Below are 14,638 nucleotides of genomic sequence, written 5' to 3' on the forward strand. Positions count from 1 at the left end.
GTCGCGCTGTTCACGCTGTCCAGCCTGGCGTGCGGGATCTCCCAGGACCCGGCGCAGCTGATCGCGGCCCGCGCCGTGCAGGGGCTCGGCGCCGCGCTGCTGATGCCGCAGACCATGTCCATCATCATCAGCGTGTTCCCGCCGGAGCGGCGCGGCGCCGCGCTCGGCGTCTGGGGCGCGGTGGCGGGCGTGTCCACCATCGCCGGGCCGACGGTCGGCGGGCTGCTGGTCACCAGCCTCGACTGGCGGTGGATCTTCTTCGTGAACCTGCCGATCGGCGTCCTCGTGCTGGCCATGGCCGTCCCGATCCTGCCCGGCCACACCCGCACCGTCCGGCACCGGTTCGACGTCGCGGGCGTGCTGCTGGCGTCCGCCGCCCTGTTCTGCGTCACGTTCGCGCTGACCGAGGGCCAGAAGTACGAGTGGAACGAGGGCATCTGGGGGCTGATCGCCGCCGGGCTCGCGCTCTTCGTGATCTTCGTGGTGCACCAGCGGGGCCGCCAGGACCGCGAGCCGCTCGTGCCGTTCTCGCTGTTCAAGGACCGCAACTTCACGATCCTGAACCTCGTCGGCGCGGCCGTCTCGGTCGGCATGATCGGCATGTTCCTGCCGATGACGATCTACCTGCAGTCGGTGCTCGGCTTCAGCGCCCTCAAGGCGGGCCTCGTCATGGCGCCGTCGTCGCTGGTGTCGATGCTCCTCGCCCCGGTCGCGGGCCGGATGTCCGACCGCATCGGCGGCAAGTTCATCCTGATGGCCGGGCTGACCCTCTACGGCGTCGGCATGGCGTGGATCCTGGTCGTCGCCGAGGTCGGCACGCACTGGACCGCGTTCATCGCCCCGCTCGTGGTGTCCGGGCTCGGCATCGGCGGCGTGTTCGCGCCGATGGCGACCGAGGCGACGCGGAACGTCCCGCCGCGCCTCGCCGGCGCCGCGTCCGGCGTCAACAACATGATCCGGCAGGTCGGGTCGGTGCTCGGCAGCGCCGCGGTCGGCGCCGTCCTGCAGAACCAGCTCGCGTCCTCGCTGCGGGACGAGGCGGCCACCCGTTCGGCGGCCCTCCCGCCGGACGTGCGCGGCGGCTTCGTGCAGGGCTTCGCGAACGCCGCCAAGGGCGGCCTGGAGGTCGGCGCGGGGCAGAGCGGGGCGCGGCAGCAGCTGCCACCCGGCGTCTCTCCGGGCGTCGCGCACCGCATCCAGGAGCTGGCCGGGCAGGTGTTCTCGCACGGCTTCGTCCACGCCATGAAGCCGACGATGTGGCTGCCGATCGCCGTCATCCTGCTCAGCGCCGCCGCCTGCCTCACCCTCAAGGGCCACCAGGCCGGCACGTCGCTGCAGAAGGATCCCGAACCCGCCCCCATGGCTAGCTGAGACAAGGGTCCGCTCCCCTGGGGCGGGCCCTCATTTCCTACCCGCGCTACCGCTGGGTACGGCCCGCCTTGCCGAGCAGCCAGTCGCCCGGCGGGCGGGCCGGCGGGACGAGCATGATCCCGATCACGGCGGCGACCATGCCGCCGATGATGAACACGTACCCGGCCGTCGTCGCCGGGACGACGAGGTCGCCCTCGGGGCGGCGCATCGACAGAACGAACACCACGACGCCCCAGACGATCGCGGGGACCGTCGCGCCTAGGCGCCCGCCCATGCCCTTCCCCGACAGCCACGCCATCGCGAAGACCAGCGCGACCAGGACGAGCGCCGCGAGCGGGACGGGGCCGACGGTCCAGTCCTGCACGAACGAGCCGACCACGCCGAACACGCCGCCGAGGACGCCGAGCGCGGCGTAGGCGGCGCCGGACACGAACGCGTCGCCGGGGCCCTCGCCGCCGTCCGGTTCCAGGGCGGTCGCGCCGGCGTCCGGGCTCCCGTCGCCGGGAGCCTCGGGGGCGCCGGGGGCGTCGGGGGCGCCTGTCTCGGCGACGTCGGCCGGGGCCTCGGCGTCCTTCGCGCCCTCGTCCGCCCGGGGGGCGTTCTTGGCGAGCCGCACCCGGGCCTCGTCGTCCTTGTCCACGGACGCCAGCGTACCGGGGCCGGTCAGTCCGCCGTGCTCGTCAGACCGGCGAACAGGTCCCGCTCGCGGCGGCCGGGGCCGACCGGGCCGAGCTCACCCGCCTGGAGGATGAAGTACTCGGTGCCGAACGCCTGCTGCCCCAGGTTGTTCGAGAGCGCGAAGAACGGCCCGACCTGCTCGGGCGCGACCGTGATCTGGGTGTGGTGGGCGCGCAGCGCGGCCAGCTTGGCGGGCAGGTGGGCGCGGGCGTCCACGACCGTGGTGACCTCCCCGTCCGGGACGCCGGAACCGAGCTCCTCCAGCCCCGCGACGCGGGCGAAGGGCAGCCGGGCCTCGCGCATCACCGCGATCGCGCGGGCGAGGACCGTCCGCGGGGTGGCGTAGGCGTAGACCTTGGCCGCCCGCCACGGCTCGGCGCCGTCCTCGTGGGACGGGTCGGCGGCCAGCTCGAACGCCCGCCACGTGACGCGGTGCGCCTGGATGTGGTCGGGATGGCCGTAGTTGCCGCGCTCGTCATAGGTGACGATCACCTGCGGGCGGACCTCCCGGATGACGCTCGCGAGGTCCAGCGCGGCGGTCGTGACGTCCGCCTGCCAGAAGCAGCGCGGGTCGTCGTTCGTGGGTGCGCCCATCATGCCGGAGTCGCGCCAGCGACCGGGACCGCCGAGGAAGCGGTGGTCGCGGACGCCGAGCGCCTGGCAGGCCGCGGCGAGCTCGCCGATCCGGTACTCGCCGAGGGCGTCCTCCTTGTCGGAGGCCAGGTGGCGAAGCTCCTCGGGGATGACTTCGCCCTCCTCGCCCAGCGTGCAGGTGACGAGGCAGACGTGGGCGCCCTCGGCGGCGTATTTGGCCATGCTCGCCCCGGTTCCGATGGACTCGTCATCCGGATGGGCGTGGACGAACAGGATCCGCGGCTCCTTCATAGTCCCCGAGCGTACTCAGTGCCCGGCACGGCGGCGATGACCGCCCTGCCCCGCACATCCCGGAGGGTCGCCGCGGGGCCGCGTCAGCCGCCTCCGCCGGTGCCGCCGCCGGTGCCGCCCGCTCCCGTGCCGGTGCCGTCACCGCCGCCTCCGCCGGTGCCGCCACCGCCGGTGCCTCCCCCGCCGGTGCCCCCGGTGGGGGAGGTGGGCGTGGTGGTCGGCGTGTCGCTGGTCGGCGCCTCGGTGGGGGTCTCGCTGGTCGGCGTCTCCGACGGCGGCTCGGACGTCCGCGGCGGCGGCGTGTTCTCACGCGTCTTGGTGCGGGTCGGCGTGGGCGCCTCGGGCTCCTCGGACGTCGGCGACTCCGAGACCGACCCGGAGTCGGTGACGGCCGGGGTGGGCGTGCCGCCGCTGTCGTCCTTGTTGCCCTGGGTCGCCATGAACAGCCCCACGACCAGGGCCAGCACGGCGATCGCCGCGATCGCTCCGAAGATCGGCCACTTGGACTTGCGCTCGGGCTCCCAGTCGTTGTAGCCGCCGCGGGGCGCCCCGGTCGGGGGGCCGCCCGCAGGCGGGAGGGTGCCGGTGTAGTCGCGCGGCGCGACGCCGGGCGCCCCGCGGCCCGGGTGGGTGGCGCCGCCCGCCATCATCCCCGCGCCGGCGAGGCCGCCCGCGGCGAGCGTCGACCCCTCCGCGAGCATCGTGGTGGCCTGGGCCGGGTCGTCCATGCGGGTCTGCCCGGCGCCGGGGATGACGCCGGGGCCGCCGCCCGGGCCGCTGCCGATCAGCGCCATCATGATCTGCTGCGCGGTCGGCCGCCGCTCGGGCTCCTTGGCCAGGCAGGCGGCGATCAGCCGGTGCAGGTCGGCGGGCACGCCGTCCAGCGACGGCGGCTCGTGCATCACCCGGTTGATCACCGCGACCACGGTGTCGTCGCCGAACGGCGGGTGCCCGGTCGCGGCGAACACCATCGTGGTGGCCCAGGCCCACACGTCCACGGCCTCGGTGAGCGTCGCGCCCGCCACCTGCTCGGGCGCCATGTAGGACGGGGTGCCGATCGCCTTGGTCGCGTTGGTCTGCCCGGTGTCGAGGGCCCGCGCGATGCCGAAGTCGATGACGCGGGGCCCGTCCGGGGCCATGATCACGTTGTGCGGCTTGAAGTCGCGGTGCACGATCCCGGCCTGGTGGATCGCCACCAGCGCGGTCGCGGTGCCGATCGCCAGCCGGTCCAGCGGCGCCCCGCTGATCGGGCCGGTCTCGGTGACCTGCTTGTACAGCGACGGCCCCGGCACGTACTCGCTCGCGATGTAGGGCTGGTCACCCGCGACGTCGGCCTCCAGGACCTGCGCGGTGCAGAACCGGGCGACCTGCTTGGCCGCCTGCGCCTCCCGGACGAACCGGTTGCGGGCCATGGTGTCGCCGGCCAGGTCGGCCCGCAGGAGCTTGATCGCAGCGCGGTTCCCGGAGGCGTCGACCCCGCCGTAGACGACGCCCTGGCCGCCCTCACCGAGCCTTTCGACGATCTCGTAGGAACCGAGCCGCCGGGGGTCTCCCGGCTGCAGCTCAGGCATTGACCACTCCTCAGCCCGCGACGATGAAAGTGCTTGGGGAAGCTTTGAGCTTACGCGAGGGCGGACACGGGCACGGGACATTCCCGTCCGCTACGCGACGACCCGTGATCATAGGGGGCAGGAGGCCGCCGTGCGCCGTACTTCCGCACCGCCCTGGCAGACTCGGATGCCATGAGCATCAGCTATCCGCGGCAGAGCGCCCGCACGCGACGGTTCAGCCTCGGCGTCCCGCGCGCCTTCCAGATCGCGCCGGACGGGTCGCGCGTCGTCTTCCTGCGCACCCGGGCGGGCGACGACCCGGTGACCTGCCTGTGGACGCTGGACACCGCCACCGGCGAGGAGGAGTGCGTCGCCGACCCGGCCGCGCTGGACGTCCCCGGCGAGGAGAACCTGCCCGCCGAGGAGCGGGCCCGGCGCGAGCGCGCCCGCGAGCAGGCGGGCGGCATCGTCGGGTACGCGACCGACCGCGCCGTGAAGCAGGCCGTCTTCACCCTGGGCGGCCGCCTCTACGCCGTCGACCTCGACACCGCGCTCGTCCGGGAGCTGCCCGCCCGGGCGCCCGTCTTCGACCCGCGCCCCGACCCGGCGGGCCGCCGCGTCGCGTACGTGTCGGGCCGCACGCCGCGGATCATCGAGATGGACGGCGGCGACGACCGCGCGCTCGTCGAGCCCGAGTCCGACCAGGTCTCCTACGGTCTCGCCGAGTTCGTCGCGGCGGAGGAGATGGGCCGGATGCGCGGCCACTGGTGGTCCCCCGACGGGGGGACCCTGCTGGTCGCGCGGGTGGACGAGACGCCCGTGCAGCGCTGGCACATCGCCGACCCCGCCAACCCGGACCGGCCGCCGTCCGAGATCGCCTACCCGGCGGCGGGCACGCCGAACGCCATGGTGTCCCTGGTGCTGCTGAAGGTGGACGGCGGGCGGCTAGCGGTCGCCTGGGACCGCGGCATGTTCCCCTACCTCGTGACCGCCGTGTGGGACCGGCACGGCCTGCTGATCGTCGTGCAGCCGCGCGACCAGCGCTCCCAGCGGGTGCTGAAGGTCGATCCGACCAACGGCGAGACGTCGCTGCTGCACACCGAGCACGATCCCGTCTGGACGGAGATCATCCCCGGTCTGCCCGTCCGGACGCACGGCGGCGCCCTCGTCTGGGCCACCGAGGACGCCGGGACCGACACCCGCCGCATCACCGTCGCCGGCGAGCCCGTCACGCCCGCCGGCCTTCAGCTGCGCTCCGTCCTCGGCGTGGACGGCGAGTCGATCCTGTTCACCGCCTCGGAGGAGCCCACCGAGGTGCACCTCTACTCCTACGAGGGCGGCGAGGTGGCCCGGCTGACCGAGGGGCAGGGCGTCTTCTCCGGCACCCGCGCGGGCGGCGTCACCGTGGTCACGGGCGCGCGGCTCGACCGCCCCGGCTCGGAGGCCGAGGTGCGCACCGCGTCCGCGGTCCACCCCGTCGTCTCGTTCGCCGAGACCCCGGTGATCACGCCGCGGGTGGAGCTGCTGCGCGCCGGGGACCGCGAGCTGCGCACCGCCGTGCTGCTCCCCACCGGGTGGGAGCCGGACCACGGCCGCCTGCCCGTCCTGATGGACCCCTACGGCGGGCCGCACGCCCAGCGCGTCCTCGCCGTCCAGCGCATGTACTGCGAGGCGCAGTGGCTCGCCGACCAGGGCTTCGCCGTCGTGATCGCGGACGGGCGCGGCACCCCGGCCCGCGGCCCCGCCTGGGAGCGCGCGGTGCGCGGCGACTTCGTCGAGCCCGTCATGGAGGACCAGATCAGCGCGCTGATCGAGGCCGCCCGCAAGCACCCCGCCGCGCTCGACCTCGACCGCGTCGGCATCCGCGGCTGGTCGTTCGGCGGCTGGCTCGCGGCCCTCGCGGTCCTGTACCGCCCGGACGTCTTCCACGCCGGCGTCGCCGGCGCCCCGGTCACCGACTGGCGCCTGTACGACACCCACTACACCGAGCGGTACCTGGGCCACCCCGACGAGGAGCCGGAGAACTACTCCGCCAACTCCCTGCTCGACCGGGCCCCGGACCTGAAGCGCCCGCTGATGATCATCCACGGCCTGGCGGACGACAACGTGGTGGCCGCGCACACCCTGCGCCTGTCGTCGGCGCTACTGGCGGCCGGACGCCCCCACACCGTCCTCCCCCTCTCGGGCGTCACCCACATGACCCCGCAAGAGGTGGTCGCCGAGAACCTCCTCCACATCCAGGTCTCCTTCCTCAAGGAATCCCTAGAGGGGTAGCCCGCGCCCTAACTCCTCCAGGAGGCCCAAAGGGCCGCGTAGGAGCCCTGGGCGGCCAGGAGGGCGTCGTGGGTGCCCAGTTCGGTGATGCGGCCGTCCTCCACCACGGCCACGCGGTCGGCGTCGTGGGCGGTGTGGAGGCGGTGCGCGATGGCGACGACGGTGCGGCCGTCCAGGACGGCGGCGAGCGAGCGTTCCAGGCGGCGGGCGGCGCGCGGGTCGAGCAGCGACGTCGCCTCGTCCAGGACGAGCGTGTGCGGGTCGGCGAGGACGAGCCGGGCCAGGGCGAGCTGCTGCGCCTGGGCGGGCGACAGGGTCTCGCCGCCCGAGCCGACGGCGGTGTCGAGGGCGGGGCCGTCCCAGTCGACGGCTTCGAGGACCTCGCGGATGTCGTCGTCGGTGGCGTCCGGGCGGGCCATCACGAGGTTCTCGCGGAGGGTGCCGCGGAACACGTGGTGCTCCTGGGTGACCAGCGCGACATGGCCGCGCAGGTCGTCCAGGGGCAGCTCGACCAGGGGGACGCCGCCGTCCGCGCCGACGGTGACGGCGCCCGCGCGCGGGCCGTCGACGCCGGCGAGCAGGCGGCCGAGCGTCGACTTGCCCGCGCCGCTGGGCCCGACCATCGCGAGCCGTTCGCCCGGCCGCAGGTCGAGGTCCACGCCGTGCAGGACGTCGTGGCCGGGCCGGTAGAAGTAGTGGACGTCGCGCGCCGTGATCCGCTCGCCGGCGGGCCGCCTGTCGCCGGGCGCGCGGTCGGGCGGGACGGTGCCCACGCCGAGCAGCCGGGCCAGGGAGGCGCCGCCGAGCTGCAACTCGTCCAGCCAGGACATGAGCGCGTCGACCGGTTCGATGAGCTGCTGGGCGTACAGGGTCGCGGTGGTCACCTGCGCGAGCGTCGCCATGCCGTTCATGTAGAGCAGGCCGCCGACGAGCAGCGTCGACACGACGGGCAGGACGAAGCTCATCTCCATCACCGGGAACAGCACCGTGCGCAGGCGCAGCGTGTACCGCTCCACCTTGTAGGACGCCGCGATGTCGGCGTCGCCGCGCTCGTGCCGCCGCTCGGCGAGGCCGAGGGCCTCCACGGTCCGGGCGCCCTGGACGGTCTCGGCCAGCCCGTCGCCGATGCGCGCCCAGGCCGCGTTCTCGCGCAGGTAGCCCTCGTGGGCGCGGGGCAGGTACCAGCGCATCACCGCGACCAGCAGCGGCACGGCGACCAGCGCGGGCAGCGCGACCAGCGGGCCGTTCAGCATCAGCGCGGCGACGGTGAGCCCGCCCACGACGACGGCGACGAGCGTCTCCGGCATCGCGTACCGGACGGAGGTGCTCAGCGTGTCCACGTCGCGGGACGCGCGGGTGACCAGGTCGCCGGTCCCCGCGCGCTCGACCGTGGACAGCGGCAGCGCCAGGACCCGGTCGACGAACTCCTCCCGCAGCTCGGCCAGCACCCGCTCGCCCAGCTTCGCCGACGCCAGGTAGGCGTACCGGATCAGCACGCCCTGGAGGATCACGAACCCGGCGATGGCGAGGCCGGTGGTGTCGATGTCGGCGCGGCCGTCGCGGACGTCCTCGACCAGCGCGCCGAGCAGCCGCGGCGTGACGAGCCCGGTGGCGGCGGCCAGCGCGTGCAGGCCCAGCACCGCGGCGAGGTCGCGGGGATGCCGGAGCACGAGGCGCCGGGCATAGGCCCGCACCTGCGCGGGTGTCGCGACCGGCAGGATCTGGTTGCTCACGTCGTCGCCCTCTCCGCCGCCTCGCCTCTGGTGACGGTCGCCGCGTAGCGCGGCTCGGCGTCCAGCAGTTCCCGGTGTGTTCCCTCCGCGACGACCACGCCGTCCCGGACGAAGGCGACGTGGTCGGCGCGGTCCAGCATCAGCGGGCTCGTCGTGCACACCACGGTGGTGCGGCCCGCGCGCGCTTCGCCGAGCCTTTCGGCGATGCGTGCCTCGGTGTGCGCGTCCACCGCACTGGTCGGCTCCACCAGAACGAGGACGTCGGGGTCGGCGGCGAGCGCCCGCGCAAGGCGGAGGCGCTGCTGCTGGCCGCCGGAGAACTCCCGCCCTGCCTCGGCCACGTGCGCGTCGAGCCCGACAGCGTCGACGACGTCCTCGGCGCAGGCCGCGCGGACCGCGGCCTGAAGCGCGGGCCCCTCGGCGTCCGGCGCGAGGGACTCCGCCAGCGGGCCGGAGAACAGCCGGTCCTCGTTGACCGCGACCAGGATCCGCTTCCGGACGTCCGAGACCGCGCGCAGCGGGACGCCGCCGAAGTCGACCTCGCCGTCCGCGTACCGGCCGAGGCGGTCGGCGATCGCCTGCGCGTCGCGCGGGTCGGCCGCCGCGACCGCGGTGACCCGGCCCGGCCGCACGACCAGCCCGGACGCGATGTCGACCAGCTCGGCGCCGGCCGGCGGCCGGGCCGTCCCGGCGGCGGGCAGCTCGGGGTCGAGCCGCAGCAGCGCGGTGACCCGGCCCGCCGCCACCAGGCCCTTGGTGATCTTGCTGGCGGCCTCGCCGAGGGTCTTCAGCGGGACGATCAGGAACACCGCGTACCCGTAGAAGGCGACCAGCTCCCCGACGCCGATCGCCCCCCGCACGGCGAACCGGGCGCCGGCCCAGGTGACCAGCGCGACCAGGAGGCCGGGCAGGAGCACCTCGGCGCCGTTCATCCGCGTCTCGGCCCGCGCGACCGCCACCCCGGCCGCGCGCACCCGCTGCGACTCGGCGCGGTAGCGGCCGGAGAACAGCGTCTCGCCGCCGATCCCGCGCAGCACCCGCAGGCCCGCGACCAGGTCGGTGGCGTGCGTGGTCAGCTCGCCGACCAGCTCGCGGTGCGCCTGCTCCCGCTCGCGGTAGGGGCGCAGCAGCGGCGCCGCGGCCACCAGGATCAGCGGGACGCCGACCAGCACGATCAGGCCGAGCGGCGGCGACGTCGTCAGCAGGAGGCCGGCCACGACGACGATCGAGACCACGGCGCCCGACCCGCGCGCGATGATGTCGAGGGCCTCCCCGATGTGCGCCACGTCGGACATGCCGACGCTCACCACCTCGCCCGCGGTCAGCCGCTTCGGCAGCGTCGAACCGAGGCGGGTGGTCTGCCGGGTGACGAGCTGGACGGTCCGGTACGCGGCGGCCAGCCAGTTGAACACGGCGAACCGGTGCCGGAGCACGCCCGTCACGGCCTGCGCGACGCCGAGGCCGAGCAGGACGGCCGCCCACGCCACGAGGGCGCGCTCGTCCCGCGCCGCGACGCCGTCGCCGATGGCGCGGCCGAGCGCGGCGGGCATCAGCGCCTGGCTGAGCATCCAGGCCACCCCGAGGAGGGCGCCCGCGGTCACGCTGCGCCACTGGGCGCGCAGCAGCGCGAGCAGGTAGCGCGCCGGGGCACGGCGGTCGGCGCGTGAGGCACTCCAGGGATCGAGGGGGTTCGCTCCCCCTCGGGTGACGTGGTCAGGGCCGCCAGGATTCTTTTCTGGCAACGGCTTCACGCGACGAAGGCTATGCAGCGCGACCCTTGTCGCACGACTGGTTTTTCAACAGGACGAACAGGTTTCGGACGGTCCGGAAACCCTCGCGAAGCCGGGCTCGGGGGATGCGCCCGGCCGCGGTGACACGCTAAAGTCGTCACCGTACGGAGCGATGCTTCCTCCGCTCCATGAGCCGGGACACTGGCGGCTAGGCCCATGCCGCTGCCCCGGCGCGGCCCGTACCGCTCCTGCGGCCGCAGGAACAGGCGGGACGACCCGGCCGTTGCCAGTGCCGTCGCCAGCCCGACAGTCCGGAATGACCTGTGAGCACCATCAGTCACCAGACGCATCCCCTCACGCCAGGTACCGAGGACAGGATCGACCTGCTCCTCATCGACGACGACCCCACCGACGTGCTCATGGTGGAGAAGATGCTCGCCGACAGCGGTCTGGACACGGAGATCACCGTGGCGAGCGACCTCGACTCCGCGCGGCGCATGCTGACGCGCCGCACCCAGTGCATCATCGTCGACCTCTCCACGCCCGGCATCGACCGGCTGGAGGGGCTGCACCAGGTGCTCGCGTTCTCCGGCCCGGCCGCCGTCGTCGTGCTGACCGGCCTGGACGACGGCCGGCTCGGCGTCCGGGCGGTCGCCGCGGGCGCCGAGGACTATCTGGTCAAGCAGGAGGTCGACGGGCCGCTGCTGGCCCGCGCGATCCGCTACGCCATCGAGCGCAAGCGCTCGGAGGAGACCGAGCGGCGGCTCGTCGAGGCCCGCATCCTCGGCCGCGAGAACGCCCGGCTGGAGCGCGGCCTGCTGCCGGTCCCGCTGATCGAGGACCCGTCCCTGCGGCACCACACCCGCTACCGGCCGGGCCGGCGGCGGGCGCTGCTCGGCGGCGACTTCTACGACACCGTGCAGACCGAGGGCGGCGCCGTCCACCTGATGATCGGGGACGTCTGCGGGCACGGCCCCGACGAGGCGGCCCTCGGCGTCCAGCTCCGGATGGCGTGGCGGACCCTCGTCCTCGCCGGGCACACCGGCGAGCAGCTCCTCGGCACCCTCGACACCGTCCTCGGCCACGAGCGGCGCAGCGAGGAGATCTTCACCACCCTCTGCATGATCACTATCGCGCCGTCCCGGCGGACCGCCCGGATGCACCTGGCCGGCCATCCCGCGCCGCTGCTGTTCCGCGGCGCGCCGGGCGACGGCGGCGAGGTCGCGGCGCTCCCCGACTACGCGCACGGCCCGGCGCTCGGCCTCGTGCCCGGCGCGGAGTGGCCGACCACCGAGATCGACCTCGGCGAGTCCTGGGGCCTGATGCTCTACACCGACGGCCTGATCGAGGGACGGGTCGGCGACGGCTCCGACCGGCTCGGCACCGAGGGCCTGGTCGACCTCGCCCGCGCCGCGCGCACCCGCGGCGCGGCCGGACGGTCGCTGATCGACGCGCTGGTGGGCGAGGTCGAGCGGCTCAACGGCGACGCCCTCACCGACGACCTCGCCGTCCTCCTGCTGTCGCGGCAGGCCGGCCACGACGGGCCCGGGCGCTGATCGGGAACGCTGATCACAAGCTCCTGACCTCAGTCAATGTCTTCTAGGTCACTCCCCGATGAGGTTCCCGCACCCGCTGTGAAGTCCCTCACCCGGACGATTGTCACGGAACGGCCACAAGGGCCTCGCCGCATGTGTTCATAGCCTGCGGCTATCGCCACGAGTGCGTTCATGACTTGGAACGAATCGCCGAACCGGACATAGCGTGCAGGTCGTGGCTATAGCGATACCTGCGATCTACCGGTCGACCGTCGGCAAGAAGGCCGTCATGGCCGTCACCGGCGGCATCCTCGTGCTGTACCTGGTCCTGCACATGATCGGGAACCTGAAGATCTTCCTCGGCGCGGAGGACTTCAACCACTACGCGCACTGGCTGCGCACGATGGGCGAGCCCGCGGTCCCGTACCGGACCGTACTGACGGTCATCGAGCTCGTGCTCGGCGTGTCGGTCGTCCTGCACATGTGGTCGGCGGTGTCGCTCGCGCGCCGCGCCTCGGCAGCCCGCCCCGTGAAGTACCAGTCGCGCAAGAAGTCCCACGCGCAGGGCTATGCCGCCCGGACGATGCGGTACGGCGGCGTCATCATCGCCGTCTACGTCGTCTGGCACCTGCTGGACCTCACGTTCTTCGCCCTGAACCCCAAGGGCGCCGACGCCACCCCCTACGAGCGGATGGTCGCCGACTTCGACCCGTCCCGCTGGTACATCACCGTCTGGTACGTCGTCGCGGTCCTGCTCGTCGGCCTCCACCTCAACCACGGCATCTGGAGCGCGTTCCAGACGCTCGGAATGCGCGGCCCGCGCAGCCACAACGCCCTGCGGGGCCTCTCCGCGACCGTCGCCGCGCTGGTCACGCTCGGTTTCGTCGCCGTCCCCGTCTCCATCACCTTCGGATGGGTGAGCTGATCACATGGCAGCTGAGGACATGACAAACGGCTTCTACAAGTCCGGCGAGCCGATCGCCGACGCCAAGGCGCCCAAGGGCCCCATCGAGGAGCGCTGGACGACCCGCAAGTTCGAGGCCAAGCAGGTCAACCCGGCCAACAAGCGCAAGAAGAAGATCATCATCATCGGCACGGGGCTGGCCGGCGGCTCGGCCGGCGCCACCCTCGGCGAGGCCGGCTACCACGTCCAGCAGTTCTGCTTCCAGGACTCCCCGCGCCGCGCCCACTCGATCGCCGCGCAGGGCGGCATCAACGCCGCCAAGAACTACCGCAACGACGGCGACAGCGTGTACCGGCTGTTCTACGAAACGGTCAAGGGCGGCGACTTCCGCTCCCGCGAGTCGAACGTCTACCGGCTCGCAGACATCTCCCGGCAGATCATCGACCAGTGCGTCGCGCAGGGCGTCCCGTTCGCCCGCGAGTACGGCGGCCTGCTCGACAACCGCTCCTTCGGCGGCACGCAGGTGTCCCGCACCTTCTACGCGCGCGGCCAGACGGGCCAGCAGCTGCTCCTCGGCGCCTACCAGGCGCTGATGCGGCAGGTGGACGCCGGGAACGTGGAGCTGTACCCGCGGCACGAGATGCTCGACCTGATCATGGAGGACGGGCGGGCGCGCGGCGTCGTCGTCCGGAACCTGATCAACGGCGAGGTCAAGCACTACACGGCGGACGCGGTGGTGCTCGCGTCCGGCGGCTACGGCAACGTGTACTTCCTGTCCACGAACGCGATGGGCTCGAACGTCACCGCGTCCTGGCGCGCCCACCGGCACGGCGCCCTGTTCGCCAACCCGTGCTACACCCAGATCCACCCGACGTGCATCCCGGTCAGCGGCGACCACCAGTCGAAGCTGACGCTGATGTCGGAGTCGCTGCGCAACGACGGCCGCGTGTGGGTGCCCAAGAAGGCCGGCGACACGCGCAAGCCCTACGACATCCCCGAGGACGAGCGCGACTACTACCTGGAGCGCATCTACCCCTCGTTCGGCAACCTCGTCCCGCGCGACATCGCGTCCCGCGCGGCGAAGAACGTCTGCGACGAGGGACGCGGCGTCGGCCCCGGCGGGCTCGGCGTCTACCTCGACTTCGCCGACGCGATCGCCCGCCTCGGCCGGGGCAAGGTCGAGGCCAAGTACGGCAACCTCTTCGAGATGTACGAGCGCATCACCGGCGAGAACCCCTACGACACGCCGATGCGCATCTACCCCGCCGTCCACTACACGATGGGCGGCCTGTGGGTGGACTACGACCTGGAGTCCACGATCCCGGGCCTGTTCGTCATCGGCGAGGCGAACTTCTCCGACCACGGCGCGAACCGGCTCGGCGCCTCCGCGCTCATGCAGGGCCTCGCGGACGGCTACTTCGTCCTGCCGAACACGATCAACGACTACATCGCCCGCAACGAGCTCCCCCCGGTCGCCGAGACCGCGGTCGGCGAGGCCGAGGAGCGGGTGCGGACGCGGATCGAGCGGCTGCTGTCGATCGACGGGGACCGGTCCGTCGACTCCTTCCACCGCGAGCTCGGCCACATCATGTGGGAGTACTGCGGCATGGAGCGCACGGAGGAGGGGCTGCGCAAGGCGCTGACCCTCATCCCGGCGCTGCGCGAGGAGTTCTGGACGCGCGTCAAGGTCACCGGCAAGGGCGAGGAGCTGAACCAGCAGCTGGAGAAGGCCGGCCGGGTCGCCGACTTCTTCGAGCTGGCCGAGCTGATGGTCGTCGACGCGCTGCACCGCACCGAGTCCTGCGGCGGCCACTTCCGGGCCGAGAGCCAGGACGAGGAGGGCGAGGCCAAGCGCGACGACGACAACTTCGGCTACGTCGCCGCCTGGGAATGGGCCGGGGAGGGCGAGCAGCCCGTCCTCCACAAGGAGGCCCTCAACTTCGAGTACGTCAAGCCGACGCAGAGGTCGTACAAGTAA

The 14,638-nt window shown here is 73.4% G+C and carries 10 protein-coding genes; 5 read left to right on the forward strand and 5 right to left on the reverse strand.

The window, feature by feature from the left end; translation table 11 throughout:
* A partial coding sequence (locus ABWI07_RS37895; RefSeq protein WP_353821483.1) for a DHA2 family efflux MFS transporter permease subunit occupies positions 1-1,371 on the forward strand: 1,371 nt, incomplete at its 5' end.
* Between the two features lie 46 nt (positions 1,372-1,417).
* On the opposite strand, the gene ABWI07_RS37900 is transcribed toward ABWI07_RS37895, so the two are convergent.
* The 3 genes from ABWI07_RS37900 to ABWI07_RS37910 all read right to left on the reverse strand — a co-directional run bounded on the left by ABWI07_RS37900 (position 1,418) and on the right by ABWI07_RS37910 (position 4,505).
* Positions 1,418-2,011, reverse strand: a complete 594-nt coding sequence (locus ABWI07_RS37900; RefSeq protein WP_149260833.1) for a DUF6113 family protein — start codon at positions 2,009-2,011, stop codon at positions 1,418-1,420.
* A gap of 23 nt (positions 2,012-2,034) precedes the next feature.
* Positions 2,035-2,934, reverse strand: a complete 900-nt coding sequence (gene mshB / locus ABWI07_RS37905) for an N-acetyl-1-D-myo-inositol-2-amino-2-deoxy-alpha-D-glucopyranoside deacetylase (RefSeq protein WP_353821484.1) — start codon at positions 2,932-2,934, stop codon at positions 2,035-2,037.
* Between the two features lie 83 nt (positions 2,935-3,017).
* Positions 3,018-4,505: a serine/threonine-protein kinase gene (locus ABWI07_RS37910; protein WP_353821485.1), complete on the reverse strand. Its 1,488-nt coding sequence runs from the start codon at positions 4,503-4,505 to the stop codon at positions 3,018-3,020.
* Positions 4,506-4,676: 171 nt separating this feature from the next.
* Between ABWI07_RS37910 and ABWI07_RS37915 the strand changes: the two genes are divergently transcribed.
* Entirely contained in the window at positions 4,677-6,758 is a 2,082-nt protein-coding gene (locus ABWI07_RS37915) for a S9 family peptidase (RefSeq protein WP_353821486.1), read from the forward strand.
* An 8-nt stretch (positions 6,759-6,766) separates the two neighbouring features.
* On the opposite strand, the gene ABWI07_RS37920 is transcribed toward ABWI07_RS37915, so the two are convergent.
* Together ABWI07_RS37920 and ABWI07_RS37925 are read right to left on the reverse strand one after the other, a co-directional pair.
* Positions 6,767-8,491: an ABC transporter ATP-binding protein gene (locus ABWI07_RS37920; RefSeq protein WP_353821487.1), complete on the reverse strand. Its 1,725-nt coding sequence runs from the start codon at positions 8,489-8,491 to the stop codon at positions 6,767-6,769.
* On the reverse strand, positions 8,488-10,242 hold the full coding sequence (locus tag ABWI07_RS37925; protein WP_353821488.1) for an ABC transporter transmembrane domain-containing protein: 1,755 nt from the start codon (positions 10,240-10,242) through the stop codon (positions 8,488-8,490). The genes ABWI07_RS37920 and ABWI07_RS37925 overlap by 4 nt, the downstream gene beginning before the upstream one ends.
* A 302-nt stretch (positions 10,243-10,544) precedes the next feature.
* Here ABWI07_RS37925 and ABWI07_RS37930 point away from each other — a divergent pair, with 302 nt between their 5' ends.
* From ABWI07_RS37930 to ABWI07_RS37940, 3 genes are all read left to right on the forward strand, one after another.
* Positions 10,545-11,777: a PP2C family protein-serine/threonine phosphatase gene (locus tag ABWI07_RS37930; protein WP_353821489.1), complete on the forward strand. Its 1,233-nt coding sequence runs from the start codon at positions 10,545-10,547 to the stop codon at positions 11,775-11,777.
* A 214-nt stretch (positions 11,778-11,991) separates the two neighbouring features.
* On the forward strand, positions 11,992-12,681 hold the full coding sequence (locus ABWI07_RS37935) for a succinate dehydrogenase cytochrome b subunit (protein ID WP_149260839.1): 690 nt from the start codon (positions 11,992-11,994) through the stop codon (positions 12,679-12,681).
* A gap of 19 nt (positions 12,682-12,700) precedes the next feature.
* Entirely contained in the window at positions 12,701-14,638 is a 1,938-nt protein-coding gene (locus ABWI07_RS37940) for a fumarate reductase/succinate dehydrogenase flavoprotein subunit (RefSeq protein WP_353821511.1), read from the forward strand.

The sequence above is a fragment of the Actinomadura sp. NPDC000600 genome (assembly GCF_040492135.1).
In the GTDB taxonomy this organism is placed as follows: Bacteria; Actinomycetota; Actinomycetes; order Streptosporangiales; family Streptosporangiaceae; genus Spirillospora.